This window comes from Stenotrophomonas sp. 22LJNL06-5-1, assembly GCF_056861455.1.
Genome location: NZ_JBSPUE010000002.1, coordinates 361,733 through 379,450, shown reverse-complemented (window position 1 = coordinate 379,450; position 17,718 = coordinate 361,733). Strand labels below are relative to the sequence as shown.

Here is a 17,718-nt window from a genome sequence, read left to right as displayed (position 1 = left end):
GGTCCTGCCATGAATTGACCTCACGACAGCATGTGCAGGCGGGCGTCGGGAAAGCGTCGGACGCCCGTTGAATTTTCCTTCAGCCGCCCTGGCGCTGTGCCTGGATGGCCTGGTCGAGGGTGTCCAGCTCATCCGTCGGCGAGGCCAGCCATGCCGGGTACGCCTCGGTCTCGACGAAGGCGGAAGATCGCAGCACATCGTCGAACGCCGGATTGTCCTTCTCCGCATGGCGCAGCAGGCCGGACATCAACCCGCAGATACGGACGGCCGCCTGGAAGGCGCCCTGCAGCGATCCGGCTGGCTCGGTGACCGTGTTGAGGAAGGCCGCATAGGCCGGCCCATCGAAGACGAAGTCCTCGCGCTGCTGGAAGGCATCGCCGCTGAGGTTGGCTTCGCCGGAGACGTGCCGCGAGAATCCCCAGGACCAGATGTCGAGGAAACGCAGGTCATCCAGCATCCGGCGCGCATCGTCATTCAGCGCGACCGCGCCGGACAAAGCGTGCTCCAGCGTGGCTGCTGCGAACGGTTCGGTGCCTTCGTGGGCCAGGAAATCGCTCAGACAGCGCAGCGCACCGGGATGGTGCGGGTCCAGTTGCAGCGCCCGGTAGATCACCCGTGCGCCTTCCACGTGACGGCCCTGGGCGATGAAGATGTTGAGGGCATGGTGCGCGAGCTGGTCGGCGCTGAGGTCGGCAATGCGGGTCATCGTGGTTCCATCTGGTTGCGAAGGGCCTGCGGTGACACCGCCACCAACGGACCGGGGGCTGATCATTGCAGAACCACCAGTGTCCTGCCAGGAAGCCATGGGCTGACGGCCGTGCCCTGGCGTCGGCGCCGATGGTGCAGGAGGACTACTTTCCAGCCTCCAGGCGCCGGGCAAGGTGGCAAAGAAGTGCAGCCGCCGCCGCGCAGGATGCAATGGCCAATGGCAGTAGTGCGGGCCCCTGGGTCGTGAAGCTGGCGGCATAGCCGATGATCGCGGACAGCAGATAGTGCAATGTGCCCATCAAAGCCGACGCAACGCCGACCTGGCGGCCTGCACTTGCCATCGTCAACGCAGTCAGGTTGCCGAAGACCAGACCAAGCGCTCCGATGGCCACGGCCAGCAGTAGCGCATAGAGCCATAGCCCGGCGATGCCGCTCTTCACCGACAGGAGCAAGGCAATTCCCGCAAGACCATGCGCGGCGATGCCGAGGAGCATCGCTCTCTGCGGGTGTACACCCCGCGCCAGCATTCGGTTGCCGATCTGTCCGCCCAGCACCAGGCCAATGGAGTTGCCCGCGAACAGATAGCTGAACTGCAGTGGTGTCAGTGCGAAATGCTGTGTGAAGACGAACGCCGAGCTGCTGATGTAGAGGAACAGCGAGCCCAGGATGAATCCACCGGCGAGGGTGTAGGCAACGAACACGGCGCTGCCCAGCTGCCGCGCGTAGGCGCGCAGCACGCCTGTGAAGTGGATCGGCACCCGTTCGTGGCGGGGCAGGGAGTCCTGCAGTGCAAGCAGGCACCAACCGAGACCCGCCGCGCCCAGCGCCGACAGCGTCCAGAAGATGAAGCGCCAGCCACCGTGGCCGAGCAGGAAGCCTCCCAGCAAGGGAGCAAGAATCGGTGCGATCATCATCACCTGCATCAGCAGGGAGAAGATGCGCGCCGCCGCAGCCGTGTTGCAGCGGTCGGCGACGATGGCACGAGGGGCGACCAGGCCGCCAGCGGCACCCAGTGCCTGCAGCAGGCGTGCGACCAGCAGCCATTCGATTGAAGGGGCCAGCGCGGCGAGGATCGACCCCAGCACGAACAGCACGAGGCCTGCCAGCAGTGGCAGCCGGCGGCCATAGCGATCCAGCAGTGGGCCATACAGGGCTTGCCCGATCGCCAGCCCCGCCAGGAATACTGATAGCGTCTGCTGCACACGCCCTGCATCGACGCCGAATTCACCGGCGATGGCCGGCATGGCCGGCAGGTACATGTCGATGGCCATCGCGTCCAGCGCGGTAAGCAGGGCCAGCAGCACGATGAGTGTTGGACCAATAGCCACTGCGGAGTGTGCGGGGATTCTTTCCTGCGTATTGTTCATGGTCCTGCGGCCGCCTGCAGCGAGTCGGAGAGAAGGCGCTGCATGGCCTTGAGCCGGTCGTTGACCTGACGCCCATTGGTGTAGATCAGCTTGACGTGCAGGCTGTCGACGATGGCCAGATAGGCGTTGCCGTAGAGCGCGATATCGGCTCTGGAGATTCGTCCGTCCACGGCATGCGACTGAAGCAGCTTGTGCTCGAAATTGTCGGACAGGGTCGCGAGATAGCGGATGTATCCTTCGTCGATCTGTTCGACCAGTGCCTGCGGCGGGATATAGGCCGTACGCAGCAGGAAGCGCAGATGCTGGGATTGGAGATAGCGCTTGGCCAGGCGTTCGCAGTACAGCGAGCCTGGCTGCGCGGTGGTGCGTTCATCGGCAAAGCACTGTTGCGCGAAGTGCATTTCCTGCGTCAGCGCATCGGCATAGACCTCAAGGAACAGGGCGTCCTTCCCGGAGAAATGCGCATACAGCGACGCTTTCCGTATGCCAACGGCTTCAGCGATTTCATTGAGCGATGAGCCGTCATAACCACGTTCGGCGAAATGGATGACGGCGGCATCGCAGATTCTCTGGACTGCTGGCGAACGCGTTGTCATGGAGGTGTTCCTCGATAGGGTAGGGATGGCGCTGGTCGTCAGGCGGAGCTATTCGCGATGGTCGGCGCTGCCGGCTTTCCAGTAGCCCATGGCGCTGAGCCGTCGTTGATCGATCGCATGCTCCTTCTTTAGATGAAGGCGCAGCGCGCGCACGGACGTTGATTCGCCGGCGATCCAGACGTAGCCCGGGCCAAGAGGAAGCGAGAGGTTCAGTACGGCGTGCTGCAATGAGATGCCCGGACTGGCTCCCTCCTCGATCCAGTTGACCAGGACGCCGGAAGGGGCCTCGATCGGTTGCCGGTCCGCCGCCGAAGGAATCTCCACGTAGGCACGCACATCGATGCCAATGGGCAGAGTTGCGGCAATGGCCTGCATTGCCGGAAGCGCCGTCGCATCGCCGGCCAGAATCACCCAGCGCGCATCCTCGGGCAAAGCCCACTCACCGCTACGAGGGCCGGCAATGCCAATCTCATCGCCCATCCTGGCCTGCTCGGCCCAGCTGGAGAGTGGTCCGGTTGCGTTGCCGTGGCTGTGGAGAACGAAGTCCAGGTCGATTTCAGCCTGCTGTCGATCGATACGCCGGAGCGTGTAAGCGCGCCCTTCGCCGGTCGGCAGGAACACCTTCACCCATGCGGCCGGATGCTCGACGCCCGGAGTCATCAGGAATGCCGCAGCGCCCGGCCCGGTTACCGTGATCCGCCGCATATGGGGCGAGAGCGCTTCAATCGACTTCACCTGGACGGTGAACAGTTCCGCGTGTTTTGAGTTCGTGTGACGGTTCATGCAGCTGCGCCTTCCGTGCCTTGGGGCGCCACGGGGCGGCACCCTATGGCGTGGGCGTCACTATAGCCTACCGACCGGTAGGTAGCAAGTCACGGGTGCTGGAGGTTCAGCTTCAAGCAGCCAGTCAGGCGACTGATCCCATCAGTCCGCGGGGCTGCGTGAATCGCGGACCGAATAGACCACCGAGAAGATCTTCCAGCCCTGCTCTGTGCGGATCAGCTGCCACATTTCCTTGCCCCAGTTGGTCTTCACCCCATCGTCGTGGAAGCTGTAGTCGAACGACACCGAAGCCACATCGCCATCCGTCTCGATCTTGGTGTTGGAGAATGTCTCCTCCTTCGGCTTGGGCGAGGCCACCGCCCCGTCGATCAGCGCGATGAAGTTGTTGGTGGGAATCTGCCGTGCCTTGATCGCATCGGGCTTGGCCTTGCGGATGTCCTGCAGGCGCACGTCCTCGGAAACGAACTGCCAGCCGATATCTTCTGGTTTGTCCGAGAAGAACAGGCTCATGTAAGTCGGCTTGTCCTTGTTGATCAGCGAGGTGCGGAACGATTCGACCACCTGTTCGATCGCCTTGACGTCGGCGGGTGTGTTCTTTGCAGCGTAGGCTGGCAAGCACGCCGGAAGGAAGAGGGCGAGGGCGGTGAAGCGTGCACGTGCGTTGGGCATCATGGGTTCCTGATGAGGAGTGAGGTGGCGCTGGCGCATCACCCTGCGCAGGCGGGTGGAAACATCGTCCTTGCGGCCCCGTGGGATGCAGTCCGACCTATCGGGTCAGGGCGTCGAACAGGCGATTGCGATCCGCGTCGCTCATCGACCAGCTCTGACCGAGCGGGGCCATGCGCACGGATTCAGTCCGACCGCAGGCCCGGTACTGCCAGATTTCCGAACCATCGGGTTGGGCTGTCACGTCGATGCCCTCCAGACGAGCGCACTGCAACCGGGCCAGCGCCATCGGCGCGAAGTGCAGCATGTAGTGCTGCATCCGGTCGGCCGGCATTGCCGTGCCGGCAGGCAGCGGATGGGGTGGGCCGTACTCGGCGAGCAGGCCAACGCAGGTCGCTGCCGCGGACAGGGGGTTGCGACCGAAGGCCCGGGAGGCATCCTGCTCTACACCCTTTTCCAGAGCCTTGCCTTCCTTGCTGCTGGCATAGGTCTCGGCGGCCTGCAGTTGCGCGGCGTCGAGTGTCGACAGCCAGTGCTGGCGGCCCTCCCGCAACTGCAGTTTCAGGCCGGGCAGGGTCTTCTGGCAGCGCGCTGCGATGGCCTGTGTCTGCACGAAGTCCTGCCCACGATCACCGGGCGTCGCCGTCGCTGTTGCCGCAGCTGAGGCAACAACCAGGGCCATGCCTGCGATTACCAGGTCCCGTCCCATTCCATTGCGCATCCTGCACCTCATGGCGAGTTTGACGGCGCACGCTAGCACGGATGCCGGGCACCGCAACAGGCCGGTTTGACGTCGGGTTGAAGAAGGTCTGCGTGGATGATGCGCGGACGCGCGGCGCAGGATTGGCTCGTTCCGGTTGTGCAGATCGCCGCCACAACACTGCCTCAGCGCGCCACACCCTCGGCCGGACTGCTCGCGGCCCAGCCACCACCCAACGACAGGAAAAGATCCATCTGCCGGTCAATGCGCTGCGCGCGCGAGGCGGCCAACGCGGACTCCGCATCTGCCAGCGCGGCCTGCGCCGAAAGCACGTCGAGAAAATCGATCCTGCCGAAACGGTAGAGCTGCTGTGCCTGTCCAGCGGCCCGCGCTGCGTCCCCACGCGCCTGCGCCAGGCTGCGCTCGCGTTCAAGCTCCTGCGTGCAGGCAGAAAGCGCGGTCTCGGTCTGGCGCAGTGCCTGCAGCACGATGCCGTCAAAGGAAGCGAGAGCAGTATCCGCATTGGCACCCGCCGCTGCGATGCGGGCCTTGGCAGCGCGGCGGTTGGGCCAGTGCCATAACAGCACGGGGCCGATGCTCGCACCGAAGCTGTCGGCTGACAGCAGATGCGCCGGTGTGCCAGCCACGCCCGAAGAGGCGCCCAGAGTGATCTGCGGATAGAGCCCCGCCGTCTCGACACCGATCATTGCAGTCGCGGCGGCCAGGCTGCGTTCGGCTGCGCGTACGTCAGGGCGCCGCTGGAGCAGCTGCCAGCCGTCACCGACCGGCAATGCTCGCTCCAGCTCAGGGGGCTGTGGGCACCCTTCTGCTTCCCTGGGATAGTCTGCCGGGACTTTGCCCATCAGTGCGGCCAGTTCGAACAGTGAGGCCTGCCGTTCCGCCAGCAGGTGCGGTATCGCGGCCGCGCTGCGATTGGCGGCGGCACCGGCACGGCTGACATCGAAGTCCGTTCCGCGCCCGCCTGCAGCCAGGCGTCGGGTTGCCTCCAGCGTGGCGCGCTGTATCGCCAGCACCTGCCGGGTTGCAGCGAGCGTGTGATTGCTTGTGCACACCTGGAGATAGGCGCGGGTGACGGCAGCAGCGACGACCACGCGGACCTGGTCCCGTGCCGCAGCAACCGCCTCCGCGTTCGCGTTGGCGGCTTCGATGCCGCGGCGGATGCCGCCTGCGAGGTCCAGCGGATAGGAGAGGTGAAGACCCAGCGCATAGGACTGCGGCGCGGCCGACGCCTGGGTGTAACCACCGGCATGGGCGAGCGTGCCCGATGCATCCACGTCGGCCTGCACGGCACCGCGTGCGCGATACTCCAGCACGGTTGCGCTGGCGCGCCGAAGGTTGGCATCGGCGGCGCGCAGGTCGGTATTGGCCGCCAGTGCTTCGCGTACGTAGGCGTCAAGCTGGGGGTCGCCATACAGTTGCCACCATCGATCCGGTGGCGCGTCGTGGCTGAACGATGCCTCCTGGCCCGAGACGAACGCCCGCGCCGCCCGGGGGGAGGCTGCGACGGCATTCGCAGGCAGGTGATAGTCGGGGCCGGACACGCAGGCCGTCATGGGCAGCAGCAGGGCAAGCAGCCCACCTCGCACTGTTCGCAAGCTCACTTGCAGGCTCCCTGTGCCGAGGGCGTGATGGTCACATTTGCAGTGCGACCCACGATCAGACGCGTATCCGGTGGAGCATCATCGATACGGATGCGTACCGGGATGCGCTGTGCCAGCCTCACCCAGGTATAGGTCGGCGCCACGGCGGGCAGCAGGTTGTGTGTGCTTGAGCGCTGATCGTCGGCAATGCCGGCGGCGATGGTGTCCACGTGTCCGCGGACGTCGTGGTTGTCGCCCATCAGCCGGGCCACGGCGGCATCGCCCTCGGTGATGCAGCCCAGTTTGGTTTCCTCGAAGTAGCCCTCGATACGCAGGCTGCGGGTGTCGATCAGCGCCAGCGCCTGCGCACCGGGTTGCAGGTAGTCGCCCGCGTGCAGGTCCAGGTTGGTGATGATGCCATCGGTGGTCGCGCGTACCTCGGTGCGTTGCACGTTGAGCTGGGCTACACGCTGTTCGGTCCGTGCCTGCGCCAGCGCGGCCAGCTCGGTATCGACCTTGGCGGCATTGCGTTCGCGTGTTTCCGAGGCGACCAGGTTGCCAAGTGCGTTGTCCCGCGTCGATTCGCGGCGGGCCAGCGCCAGCGTCGCGCGTGCGCTGCTGACCGCTGCATCGGCCTTCTCAAGCGCGGCAGCGAAGCGCGGTTGATCCAGCACCAGCAGCAGTTGTCCGGCGCTGACCCGCTGGTTGTCGTGCACCAGCACCTGGGTGACCAGTCCCCCCATGTCCGACGCAACGCGTACCACATCGGCGCGCACCCGCCCATCCCGCGTCCATGGGCGCATTTCGTAACGATTCCAGAGGGAGAGCGCGGCAATGGCGGCGAGCGCACACACGGCCAGCGTTGCGCTCCAGCGTCCGATGACAGCAAGCAGGTGTTTCATTTCATTTCTCGAGCAGGGGCGAGAGCCGGATCATCAGCTCCGCCAGGATCACGAACAGGGACAGGCCCACCAAGGGCCGCGCGGCGAACAACCGGTACAGGCCGAGGCTGGCGAACAGACGTGAGGTCAGCATCGACAGCACCAGCGCGGCGGCGGCCACGGCGAGCAGGCCGGGGATCAGCACGCCATCAATGGAAAGGTCAGAAAACATGAGGTCAGTGCCGATGGGTAAGCGGGGATGCCAGCAGGTCACGGCGCAACCCGCAGAGCAGGTAGGACAGATGCCTCTGATCAGCCCCGCTGCTGGCCGCCGCTGCCTCGCGCATGCGGTCCAGCAGTTCCAGAAGATGGATGTCGACACTGCGTGCCGAATGGGCGCGAACCCTGAAATGTGCAGCGATGCGTTCGATCAGCCCCGCATGAAGCGCCCGAACCTGCGGGTTGTGCAGCCGCTTTTCCAGCGCGCGGAGTTGGCTGGATGCACGTGCCGCACGAACGTCCGCAAACAATGCCCGCAGGTCGTGCGCGGCGCTGGAACGGCCCTGCAACCTGGGAGCGAGCAGCCCGATTCGATCCAGCATGCGGCTGAGCCAGGCGCGGGTCACATCACCTTGTCCGGCGGCGTGTCGTGCGATGTCCCGACGGATGGAACGCTCCAACCGTGCGCGGTTGCGGCCCGCATCGGCGGTCTGGAACAACTGCATGCTGCACAGTGCCATTGCCGTACCGACGAACAACGCAACGCTGTTGTTGAGTGCGCCGACGATGTTGACCGTATTGGTCGCACCCAGGCCTGCGATGAGCGGGAAGGTCAGCACCACGCCCAGGGCGGCCATGATGAAGGGCGGTCGGGCCAGGAACGATCCGCACAGCAGCAGCACCGGCGCGAGCGCGGCAATCAGGCCGACGAAATCGGACAGCGCCGGGAAGATCAGCAGACCGTAGAGCAGGCCGACGGCAACGCCGATGCACGATCCCACCAGATAGCGCGTGACGTGTGGTGCCGGTGCTTCGAGGGTGCCGAACAGGACGCATGCAGTGCCGATGATGGACACCGCCGTGGCGCCGTCCGACCAGCCCGTAATGATCCACAGCACGCAGCTCAGCAGGATGCCTACGAACGCCCCCAGTGCGCTGCGCGCGGCGTTCCTGTGATCCCGGTGAATCACTGCGCCCTGCACATTCCGCGCAAGACGGTCAGGTACCTGCAGGCGCCAGCCGGGGCGGGCAGTGTGCAGTTGTGCCTGCAGCACGCGGCAGTCGGCGTGGGCGAGGTCGAGCTCGGCCTGTTGCGCGACCAGGCCGGCCCGCAGCAGATCGCGCCAGCCCGTTGCATCCATCGCGCCGGCCTGTGGTGAACGCAGCCGGGCGAAGGAATCTTCCACCGCGCTGGACAGCATCAGTACGTCCAGCATCCGGTCATGCAGGGCACGCAGGATCTGCACCTGGGCCACGCCGTGGGCGCTGTCGAAGGGCAGGTGGATCGACAGCACATGCAGCTCGAGCAGGTCGGCTGCTACTTTTGAGCGGTCCGTCGCCAGCACCGTGTCCGATGCACTGGCGCGCATGTCGCGTGTCCATCGTTCCGCATCTTCCAGTACGGCAGCAACCCGTGCGTGCACGCGCATCGAGACCCGGCGCGGTAGCACCAGCCCATGTACCAGCGTTGCGGCCAGGATGCCGATGGCGATTTCCTGCACGCGCGTGATGGCGATGGTGAACACGTCTCCCGGCACCATCACCGCGGGAAACCCGATCAGGCTGGTGGTATAGCCGGCCAGCAGGAACGCGTACGCACGTGGCGTGCGGTCGAGCATCGCCAGGTACAGGCACAGCGCCATCCACGTGGCGAGTGCGGCGCTCAGCACCAGGGGCGCATTGGCGAAGCGTGGCACCAACGCGACGGTGGCGATGGCCCCGCCGACGGTACCGAGCAGGCGGAACAGGCCGCGGCTCAGTGTTGCCCCGGAAAAGGGCTGCGACACCAGATAGACCGTGCCGATCACCCAGAACGGGCGGTTCAAGCCGATCCGTAGAGAGACATACAGCCCAAGCGATGCGGCGAGCAGGCATTTGAGCGAGAACAGCACCGCCTCCTGGTCGGTCCTGAGGGCGGGGCATTTCAACCGGGCAAATGCCTGGAGCACATGGGGGCGGAGTGGGCTGGGGGAGTGCATGCGGCTCATGCTAGTGATCGGCCGGCATGGCGAATTTCGCTACAATGACAACCAATCGCTAAAACCGGTCAATGTGAGAATGGCTCGCATTTCGCTCCCCGGCTTTGACCTGGACCCGGACGAGACCGATCGCCCGGCGGTCGCCAGCCGCCTCCAGGTGGCCGAGCACGACGCAGAAATTCCCGTACATGAGCACCGCAAGGGCCAGCTCATTCTCGCGTTGCATGGGGCGGTGACCTGCGAAGTGGCCAATGCGTTGTGGATCGTGCCGCCCCAGTGTGGCGTCTGGATTCCGGGTGGCATGGCGCACAGCAATCGCGCCACCGCCAACGCGCGCCTGTGCTACCTGTTCGTCGAGCCTGGCATCGTCGAACTGCCAGCGCAGTGCGTGACGCTGGCGATCTCCCCGATGCTGCGCGAGATGATCCTGCACCTGGCCGATGCGCCACTGGACTACCCGCATGGCAGCCACATCGATCGGCTGGCGCGGGTGCTGCTGGACGAACTGGTGCAGATGCCGGCCGAGCACCTCTCCCTGCCGGTCAGCCATCACCCGAAGGTGCGGGCGTTGGCTGCGTCGCTGTCGGCTGATCCGGCAGACCGCAGCACCATCAGCCAGTGGGCTGTGCGCCTGGCCCTGGGCGAGCGCACGTTGACCCGGCTCATCGAACGGGAAACGGGCTTGTCCTTCGGGCGCTGGCGGCAGCAGCTGCATCTGCTCATCGCCATTCGTGAACTCGCCGGTGGTGCACCAGTACAACGCGTTTCCGAGACGCTGGGCTATGAGTCAGTGACGGCTTTCATCACGATGTTCAAGAAGGCGCTTGGCCTTTCCCCGGCGCGGTATTTTGCGGTGCGCCTGCGTGGGCAGTAGCAGGGAACAACCCGGAAAGCCGTTGCCTGGAATGGCTACTTCAAGGTGTCGGAGACTGATTGAATCGCGGCCACCACCGCAGCAGGATCCTCGCGCTGGAGGGTGTGGCCGGTTGCCAGGTAGCGGTGCGAGCCGCGCGTGAATCCCGAGAAGAGCAGGGCGTGCTGTGCCTTCCAGAGTGCCTTGCCCGCTGCGGTTTCTTCGAAGAACAGCGGTTCGGCAGCCAGCTTCGTTGCAGTCAGCAACGCCACCGGCACATCCGGCATCGTGCGCGGGGTCTGCGCACCGGGTGCATCCAGTTGTTCGGTCAGCACGGCGTAGTCGGCGGCCATGGCTGGCGGCAGCATTGCCCGCAGCTGGGCATCATCTGCCTGCACGCGTGCACTGTCGGCCTGCCTGAAGGCATGGCGCTGCCCCATCGTGGCCGGATCCACCAGCACCAGGCCCCGCAGGCGCTCCGGATGGCGGCGTGCAAACTCCGTGGCCAGCAGGCCGCCATAGGAATGACCCACCAGCACAACGCGGCGACCGGGTGCGAGCGTATCAATCACGGCCGTGAGGTCGGCCAGATGCGCATCAATGCGCTTGGCGTGACCGTCGCTGCCGGACTTGCCGAGTCCTGCACGGGCGTAGGTGATGCTGTGGTAGTCGCGCCCGAGACCGGCAACCACCTCTTGCCAGGCGCCCGCGCCCTGGCCGAAACCGGATTCAAAGACCACGGTGATCGGGCCGGCCCCCGTCTCTTCGGCCTGCAGTGCATAAGCGCCCCGATCCACCTGGATCTCCCCGGCGTGGACGGTGCCTGCTGCGGCCATCACCGCGGCCAGCACGCACAACGTTAGTCGGCTGCTCTTCATTGCCATTCCCCCGGGCCGTGCCGCGTGCCAGCCCTTCCGATGGGTCAGGTCTGCAGCGGAGTGCCACAGCCTGCCGACCTCGCGACAGTTCGTGCTGGGAATGTAGTGATGTATAACACTAACTCCCTGTGCAGGAAGTCATGGGAACAGAGGGGCAGTCCGCTGAATGGCGCTGGATACTTGAATCTGTGACCGCTTACGCGACTCCACACTTGAATGTGCAAGCGTCATCAACGATAAAGGCGGTATGTGGCACTGCCGCATTCCGGACCAGGGACGATCCGAAGCATGACGCGGGGCACAGCTCCGCGTTCTCGTTCCCGCCGGCGCTGTGTTCGTCCAGGAAGGAGAACAGGGATGTTGGAACGACTGAAGACCATTTCGTGTGCCATGCTGGCGATCGTTGCCGTCGGCGGCTTCGCCCCTGCCGTGGTACAGGCGCAGGAAAGCAGGATCACCTGGCGTATTTCGCAGCCCGGCGGCGATGCGACCCAATACAAGACCCAGCAGGCGGCGGTGGCTGCCATCAAGAACCTGCCCGCACCCAGCCCGTTCCCGCCGGAGTTCCAGTTCGGCTGGCAGTACGTCGACAAGATCAAGTCGAAAGTCGTGGACTTGAACGGCAACACGTCGATCACCTACTGGATGGGGAAGGCGCAACCCTCCGATCCAGACTGGACCTATCTGAGTACAGAAGAGTTTTCGACGGAAGAGGCGATGGTTGCGAGCTTCCTCGCGGAAGTCCAGGCAAGCAACCCTGTCTGTCCGGGTGCTGCTGTCACACCTCAAGGCGACTGGTTCTCTGGTACGCCGGAAACGGAAGGCGTTGTGGAGTCGAGGTTCTATCAGATCACTCATATGATCGGGCAGAACACGGCCGAATCGCCTTGCGCTCCCTACGTGAGCCAGATGGCCTTCGGACGCAAACGCCGCCTTGATTGCCCTGTTCCTCTTACGCAGTGGTCCAACACGCATAACGCCTGCGTCAGCGAAGAGTTCGTTGCCACCATCACTTCCAAGTCGCAGAAGTGCGACAAGGACGGTGGCAATGGTAGTTGCCCTTTGACGGGCAGAGATAATGCTTCTGAGTCCGGCATGGATATGAGCCCAGTTGCCCGAAATGAGCCGGAAACGGATGGTGGCGCCTGCGACGGCAATGTCGGCAACCCCTGCGATGTCAAGACCGGTGAAAAGTATGAGATCGCGCGGGACTTCGAGCTTGGCTGGATCGCACTGACGCGTTTCTATCACTCCGGCATCTCCACGTCCTCCGGTGGCTTCGGTCATGGCTGGACCCATTCGCTGGGCGCCCACCTGGCACTGGATGGTGTTGACAGTGTTGGCATCATTGAAAGTACCGGTTTCCAAAGGGCATTCAAGAAAATCGGGCAAGCCTATGAGGCGGACGACGACAGTGGTGATCGTCTCGTCCAGAACGGCAACTGGACACTGTATTCGGCGGGCTCCATCTCGATCTTCGGCGCGGACGGGCGTCTGACCGCCAAGCGCTTCCCGGATGGCACGTCTCTGACCTACATCTACGACGACAGCGACCGCCTTGCGGCCGTCACCCACAGCAGTGGCCGCACACTGGAGTTCGTCTATCAGTCCAACGACTATGAGGCGCTGATCAGTTCGGTGCTGGTCGAAGGCATTCCGCTCGCCACCTATACCTACACGCCGCAGAACCAGGTTGCTACGGTGACCTATGCGGGTGGCGGCGTGCGCACGTATCACTATGAGAACCAGGATTTCCCCCAGCACCTGACCGGCATTACGGCGGAAGATGGGCGTCGCTACAGCACCTTTGTCTATGATTCCGACGGTCGTGTCATTTCCAGTCAACACGCTGGCGGTGCCGATGGTGTGACACTGGCCTACAGCCCCAATGGCGGTGCGGTGGTGACCGACGCGCTGGGGCGGCAGACCGACTACACCCTGACACCCGGCGGCGATAGCGCTCCGTCGCGCAAGGTGACCGGCCTGACGGATTCGCAGGGAACCGTCAGCCGAACCTACTACGACCAGAGTGTCGACTTCCGCCGACGCCTGGATACCTACACCGATCGCCGCGGTATCCAGACCAAGCACACCTATGCGCAGGACACCGATCCGGTGAGCAGTCGCGCCGTCAGCATCCATACCGTGACCGAAGCGGTCGGCCTGCCCGAACAGCGTGTGGTGACCACCGCGCGCGACATCGAAACCAATGCGGTACTGACCACCCGGATTGGCAGCCGCGAAACCCGCACGGCCTTCAATGCCCGGCGCCAGCCAACGACCAACACGGTAACCGACACCGCGTCCGGCCAGACGCGCATTACCAGCTATACCTACTGCGAAGCCGCGGACGTGGCTGCCGCAGGCAGCTGCCCCGTGGAAGGGTTGCTGAAGAGCGTGGATGGCCCGCGCACGGATGTGGTTGATGCCGTTACCTACGCCTACTACCCGGCGGATGATGCGGGATGCGCGGCCAATGGCGCCTGCAGCTATCGCAAGGGCGACCTGCGCAGCGTGACTAATGCGCTGGGCCAGACGGTCGAGACCTTGGCCTACGACGCGTTCGGGCGGCCGTTGTCGGTCAAGGACGCCAACGGCGTGGTCACCGACTACACCTACCATGCCCGCGGCTGGCCGACTTCGATCACCGTACGCGGTGCCAGCATGGCCGAGGACCGCGTTACCCAGCTGAGCTACTGGCCAACCGGCCAGGTGCAGAAAATCACCGAGCCGGATGGCAGTAGCGTTTCCTACGTCTACGATGCTGCCCTGCGCTTGACTGACATCGAGGACAACGTAGGCAACACGATTCACTACACGCTGGACAACGCCGGCAACCGCCTCAAGGAAGACACGCTGGATACCGGCGGCACCCTGCGTCGCACCCTGGCAAGGACGTTCAACACGCTCGGCCAGCTGACCACGCTGAAGGACGCAGGCAATCACGCCACCGGCTTTGCGTACGATGCCAACGGCAACCCGCAGACCGTGACCGACGCCCTGCAGCGCGTGACCAGCCAGCAGTTCGATCCGCTGAACCGCCTGGCCCAGACCCTGCAGGACCTCGGCGGCGTGGCGGCGGAGATCCGCAGCCAGTACAACGCGCTGGACCAAGTCACCCAGATCACCGACCCGAAGGGACTGCACACCACCTACGCCTACAACGGTTTCGGTAATCTGACCGGGCAGGTCAGCCCGGACAGTGGCGCCAGCAGCTTCACCGTCGATGCGGCAGGCAACCGCAAGACAGCTACCGATGCACGCGGCGTCACCGCCACCTATCACTACGATGCACTCAACCGCCTGATCGGCATCGCCTATCCAGACCCAAATCTGGATGTGGGCTACAGCTATGACGTGGCGCCAGCAGCCTGCGCCGCAGACGAGCGCTTCGCCAAGGGGCGTCTGGGGCAGGTGCTGCACGCCAATGGCAGCACCCAGTACTGCCATGACCGCTTCGGGCAGGTCACCCGCAAGGTGCAGACCGTTAATGGTGTCGCCAGCACGCTGCGCTATGCCTACAGCAAGTCGGGTCGCCTGACCGCGTTGACCTACCCCGACGGCACCGTGGCCGACTACGTGCGCGATATTCAGGGCCGCATCAGCCAGGTCGGCCTGACCCGAACCGGCCAGGCGCGCCAGATCGTGGTGAACAACGTGACCTACGCGGCCTTCGGCCCGGCCACTGGCTGGACCTACGGCAATGGCCGCCAGTTGCAGCGTCCGCTGGATCTGGACTATCGCCCGCAGGCGGTGCATGACCCGGCCGCAGGCGGCCTGTCGCTGAGTTTTAACTATGACCCAGTCGGTTCGATCACCGAACTGAAGAACGGCACAGGCTCGACGGTGCTGGCCAAGTACGCCTACGACACGCTGGGCCGCCTGACCCAGACCCAGGACGGTACGACCGGCACGCCGATCGAAACCTATGCCTACGACACCACGGGTAATCGCACTTCGCTGACCACTTCGGCGGGCACTGCCAGCTACACCTATCCAGCAACCAGTCATCGCCTGACTGCGGTGGATGGCGAAGCACGCAACCATGACGCAGCGGGCAACACCACCAGCATCGGCAGCAAGGCGTTCACCTACAACGATGCCAACCGCATGAACGCGGTGAAGCAGGGCAATGCCGTACTTGAAAGCTACGCCTACAACCATCGTGGGGAGCGCGTGCTGCGCACCCCGACCGGTGGAACTGCCCAGATCACGCTGTACGACGAAGCAGGGCAGTGGCTGGGCAACTACTCAGCCACTGGCCAGGCGCAGCAGCAGGCCATCTGGCTGGACAACTACCCGGTGGCGCTGATCAATGTGCCGAGTACCGGCGTGCCGGAGCTGGCCTACGTCCAGCCGGATCATCTGGGTACGCCACGTGTAGTGATTGATCCGGTGCGGGATGTCACGATGTGGGAGTGGAGCAACAAGAGCGAAGTATTCGGCAACCAGATTCCGAGTGCTGACCCGGATGGTGACGGTGTGGCGTTCGAGCTGGCGCTGCGCTTCGCCGGGCAGCAGGCGACGGATGCGAGTGGGCTGTTCTACAACTACCAGCGCGAGTATGACCCCGCAGTGGGGCGGTACTCGCAGAGCGACCCACTCGGGCTGAGCGCGGGGATGACGACTTACGCATACGTATCGTCGGGTCCGCTTGGTGCTGCTGATCCGTTTGGTCTGTGCGAGGATGATCACGTCTACCGCATTGATCGATTCAGTCTCTGCTCTCCGCAGTCCGCATTCAGAGCTGCGAGAGTGGTAAGTGCTCCAGGTGCGCCGCCGGCCCGAGAGGGGTTCACTCCGGACGTTGAGCTTGTCGGGAACGGTGGACGAAACCACATTACTCAGTGGGTGGACTCAAAGAACATGACGATCGTAAATTCAACCCGTCCGGGCCATCAGTTCCATCCGGGTACGGTATCGTGGAAGGTGGCGCCTGGGCCGCTGGGAATCGGGTCGCAGATCACAATCGTGGGCGAAGGATCCGGGCCCAATCCGATACTCAACGATGCGCTTGGTTTCCTGATTTTTGGTCCGGCGGCGACATTGGCCGCAACGCTTTGCATCGTTGGGCCACGTTGATGGTAAAGCTCCTGACAGTGGTACTTCTGATTGGAGTGGGATTTGGATTATCCGATGGCGCTTGCGCCATCGGAAAACGGCCCTTCAAGATGATCCAGTTCTGCGTGCACGACCAAGAGGGCTTGGATCTGTTCAAGCAGACCCTCAGCGCTATCGCCAAGGACGAAAGAATGCAGTTCTTTGATGGCAGTGCTGAACTGGATCGGCAGCTTGCCAAGTCAAAGGTCGACGTGAAGCGTCCTGTCGTCTACGTCGGAGTCAAGCGGGAAGATGGCTCCGGACTGGAGGCGGGGAACCTCGGATTGGATCGCTTCGAAATAGCCATCGGCTTCTCTGAAGGGAGGATGCCTGCCGAGGCCCAGTCATTTTCTGTCCGTGTTGAACGCACCTTGGCCGAGCGCTGGAATGTACTCGCGATTCCACCGGACAAGGGCGCTACGCCGCTGGCATGTCGGGCGGGAAGGCCGCAATCGGTTGGGTCATGAAGGAGTCAATGTCGGATGATGGAAGGAGCAGTCTGATCGTCCACTGCCATCACGGGTCGACCTGCAACCGCCCCACCGCCTGCGCGCACAACGACTGGCAGGCCATGACCAATCCCTCCATCACCCGGTCGCCCACGTACTCTTCCGGTTCGCCGTTCTGGCGGGTGCGCTCCGCCGCCAGCAGCATCTCCAGCACCACCCGCAACCCGTTCAACGCACAATCGGCATCGGCCAGGGCCAAGCAGCGGCCGGGCAGTTGATGCCGCTCCGGCCAGGGCTGTCCATCGGCCGCCGCACCGGAGCCGATGCGGTTGAGGTTGGCAATGAAGGTGTTTCTGTCCACTGTTGGCGCAGCCTGTGGCGAACCGTCGTCGCCGGCGGTGCTGCGGTAGGCGTGCAGATGCGGGAAGTCCGATTCGTTCATGGCAAGGCTCCGTGCAGGGCAATCGGTAGCCGCCACCCATAAAAGTGGCGGACGGTACGTGGTTCGAATCCGGGTTGGTCCCAAGCCGGTGGGCGCGAACGCCCCCACGCACCGCCCGCCATAGCCGGCAGACGGATTGCCAGCCGGCGCCACGCTAAGGTGGCGCCGACTGGCAAGCGCAATCACTCAGGACCAACTCGGGATTCGAAACCCGGCCACCCTTTTCCGGTGGCACGCCATCTGAGCCCGTGGCGCTGTGCAATGCCAATCAGAAGAGTTGCAAACATCACTCGATTGGAGACGCTTTCGGCATTCTCCCACGCTGTTAAGCACCGCCAGCGCTGGCTGGCGCGGTGGTCCGCCCGCACCGTGCAATCTGCGACAGGTGTCGAGGTTGGGGGGCGTTAGGGAACAAGGGGGGAGGGGCGATGACGACAGGCTCTGAAGGGAAGGGCCTGAGTCGAGCATGGCCCGCCGCTACAGGCGTCAAAGCGTG

15 protein-coding genes are annotated in these 17,718 nt (G+C 64.3%); 3 read left to right on the top strand and 12 right to left on the bottom strand.

Features of this window, described 5'->3' with window-relative positions:
- Nucleotides 1-79: 79 nt before the first annotated feature.
- The 10 genes from AC13GF_RS07365 to AC13GF_RS07320 all read right to left on the bottom strand — a co-directional run bounded on the left by AC13GF_RS07365 (nt 80) and on the right by AC13GF_RS07320 (nt 9,413).
- Complete coding sequence (locus tag AC13GF_RS07365; protein ID WP_483004158.1) at nt 80-706, bottom strand: hypothetical protein; 627 nt, start codon at nt 704-706, stop codon at nt 80-82.
- 145 nt (nt 707-851) lie between these two features.
- Entirely contained in the window at nt 852-2,075 is a 1,224-nt protein-coding gene (locus tag AC13GF_RS07360; RefSeq protein WP_483004157.1) for a multidrug effflux MFS transporter, read from the bottom strand.
- Complete coding sequence (locus AC13GF_RS07355; protein ID WP_483004156.1) at nt 2,072-2,671, bottom strand: TetR/AcrR family transcriptional regulator; 600 nt, start codon at nt 2,669-2,671, stop codon at nt 2,072-2,074. The genes AC13GF_RS07360 and AC13GF_RS07355 overlap by 4 nt, the downstream gene beginning before the upstream one ends.
- Nucleotides 2,672-2,719: 48 nt before the next feature.
- Entirely contained in the window at nt 2,720-3,454 is a 735-nt protein-coding gene (locus tag AC13GF_RS07350) for a siderophore-interacting protein (RefSeq protein WP_483004155.1), read from the bottom strand.
- Between the two features lie 141 nt (nt 3,455-3,595).
- Entirely contained in the window at nt 3,596-4,126 is a 531-nt protein-coding gene (locus AC13GF_RS07345) for a Cif family virulence factor (RefSeq protein WP_483004154.1), read from the bottom strand.
- A gap of 94 nt (nt 4,127-4,220) precedes the next feature.
- Nucleotides 4,221-4,802: a hypothetical protein gene (locus AC13GF_RS07340; RefSeq protein ID WP_483004153.1), complete on the bottom strand. Its 582-nt coding sequence runs from the start codon at nt 4,800-4,802 to the stop codon at nt 4,221-4,223.
- A 203-nt stretch (nt 4,803-5,005) separates the two neighbouring features.
- Nucleotides 5,006-6,442 carry an efflux transporter outer membrane subunit gene (locus AC13GF_RS07335; protein ID WP_483004152.1) on the bottom strand — a complete coding sequence of 479 codons (1,437 nt, stop codon included), beginning with the start codon at nt 6,440-6,442 and terminating at the stop codon, nt 5,006-5,008.
- A complete protein-coding gene (locus tag AC13GF_RS07330; protein WP_483004151.1) occupies nt 6,439-7,323 on the bottom strand; it encodes an HlyD family secretion protein in 885 nt (294 codons plus the stop codon). Before AC13GF_RS07330 ends, AC13GF_RS07335 begins: the two co-directional genes overlap by 4 nt.
- 1 nt (nt 7,324) lies before the next feature.
- Entirely contained in the window at nt 7,325-7,534 is a 210-nt protein-coding gene (locus tag AC13GF_RS07325; RefSeq protein ID WP_483004150.1) for a DUF1656 domain-containing protein, read from the bottom strand.
- A gap of 4 nt (nt 7,535-7,538) precedes the next feature.
- Nucleotides 7,539-9,413: an FUSC family protein gene (locus tag AC13GF_RS07320; RefSeq protein WP_483004149.1), complete on the bottom strand. Its 1,875-nt coding sequence runs from the start codon at nt 9,411-9,413 to the stop codon at nt 7,539-7,541.
- A 166-nt stretch (nt 9,414-9,579) separates the two neighbouring features.
- Between AC13GF_RS07320 and AC13GF_RS07315 the strand changes: the two genes are divergently transcribed.
- On the top strand, nt 9,580-10,374 hold the full coding sequence (locus AC13GF_RS07315) for an AraC family transcriptional regulator (RefSeq protein WP_483004293.1): 795 nt from the start codon (nt 9,580-9,582) through the stop codon (nt 10,372-10,374).
- 35 nt (nt 10,375-10,409) lie between these two features.
- Here AC13GF_RS07315 and AC13GF_RS07310 read toward each other — a convergent pair whose 3' ends face one another.
- Nucleotides 10,410-11,231 (bottom strand): alpha/beta fold hydrolase, encoded by an 822-nt coding sequence (locus AC13GF_RS07310; protein ID WP_483004148.1) that lies wholly within the window; start codon nt 11,229-11,231, stop codon nt 10,410-10,412.
- Between the two features lie 357 nt (nt 11,232-11,588).
- Between AC13GF_RS07310 and AC13GF_RS07305 the strand changes: the two genes are divergently transcribed.
- Together AC13GF_RS07305 and AC13GF_RS07300 are read left to right on the top strand one after the other, a co-directional pair.
- Nucleotides 11,589-16,313: an RHS repeat-associated core domain-containing protein gene (locus AC13GF_RS07305; protein ID WP_483004147.1), complete on the top strand. Its 4,725-nt coding sequence runs from the start codon at nt 11,589-11,591 to the stop codon at nt 16,311-16,313.
- Between the two features lie 89 nt (nt 16,314-16,402).
- Nucleotides 16,403-16,798: a hypothetical protein gene (locus AC13GF_RS07300; RefSeq protein WP_111173959.1), complete on the top strand. Its 396-nt coding sequence runs from the start codon at nt 16,403-16,405 to the stop codon at nt 16,796-16,798.
- 49 nt (nt 16,799-16,847) lie between these two features.
- On the opposite strand, the gene AC13GF_RS07295 is transcribed toward AC13GF_RS07300, so the two are convergent.
- Nucleotides 16,848-17,222 (bottom strand): hypothetical protein, encoded by a 375-nt coding sequence (locus AC13GF_RS07295; RefSeq protein WP_483004146.1) that lies wholly within the window; start codon nt 17,220-17,222, stop codon nt 16,848-16,850.
- Nucleotides 17,223-17,718 lie beyond the last annotated feature (496 nt).

Bases quoted from the DNA above. Each gene is read 5' to 3' on its own strand.
- AC13GF_RS07305 (WP_483004147.1), top strand. From the start codon at position 11,589: ATGTTGGAACGACTGAAGACCATTTCGTGTGCCATGCTGGCGATCGTT.
- AC13GF_RS07365 (WP_483004158.1), bottom strand. From the start codon at position 706: ATGACCCGCATTGCCGACCTCAGCGCCGACCAGCTCGCGCACCATGCC.
- AC13GF_RS07340 (WP_483004153.1), bottom strand. From the start codon at position 4,802: ATGGCCCTGGTTGTTGCCTCAGCTGCGGCAACAGCGACGGCGACGCCC.
- AC13GF_RS07310 (WP_483004148.1), bottom strand. From the start codon at position 11,231: ATGAAGAGCAGCCGACTAACGTTGTGCGTGCTGGCCGCGGTGATGGCC.
- AC13GF_RS07350 (WP_483004155.1), bottom strand. From the start codon at position 3,454: ATGAACCGTCACACGAACTCAAAACACGCGGAACTGTTCACCGTCCAG.
- AC13GF_RS07360 (WP_483004157.1), bottom strand. From the start codon at position 2,075: ATGAACAATACGCAGGAAAGAATCCCCGCACACTCCGCAGTGGCTATT.
- AC13GF_RS07325 (WP_483004150.1), bottom strand. From the start codon at position 7,534: ATGTTTTCTGACCTTTCCATTGATGGCGTGCTGATCCCCGGCCTGCTC.
- AC13GF_RS07355 (WP_483004156.1), bottom strand. From the start codon at position 2,671: ATGACAACGCGTTCGCCAGCAGTCCAGAGAATCTGCGATGCCGCCGTC.
- AC13GF_RS07295 (WP_483004146.1), bottom strand. From the start codon at position 17,222: ATGAACGAATCGGACTTCCCGCATCTGCACGCCTACCGCAGCACCGCC.
- AC13GF_RS07345 (WP_483004154.1), bottom strand. From the start codon at position 4,126: ATGATGCCCAACGCACGTGCACGCTTCACCGCCCTCGCCCTCTTCCTT.
- AC13GF_RS07300 (WP_111173959.1), top strand. From the start codon at position 16,403: ATGATCCAGTTCTGCGTGCACGACCAAGAGGGCTTGGATCTGTTCAAG.
- AC13GF_RS07315 (WP_483004293.1), top strand. From the start codon at position 9,580: ATGGCTCGCATTTCGCTCCCCGGCTTTGACCTGGACCCGGACGAGACC.
- AC13GF_RS07330 (WP_483004151.1), bottom strand. From the start codon at position 7,323: ATGAAACACCTGCTTGCTGTCATCGGACGCTGGAGCGCAACGCTGGCC.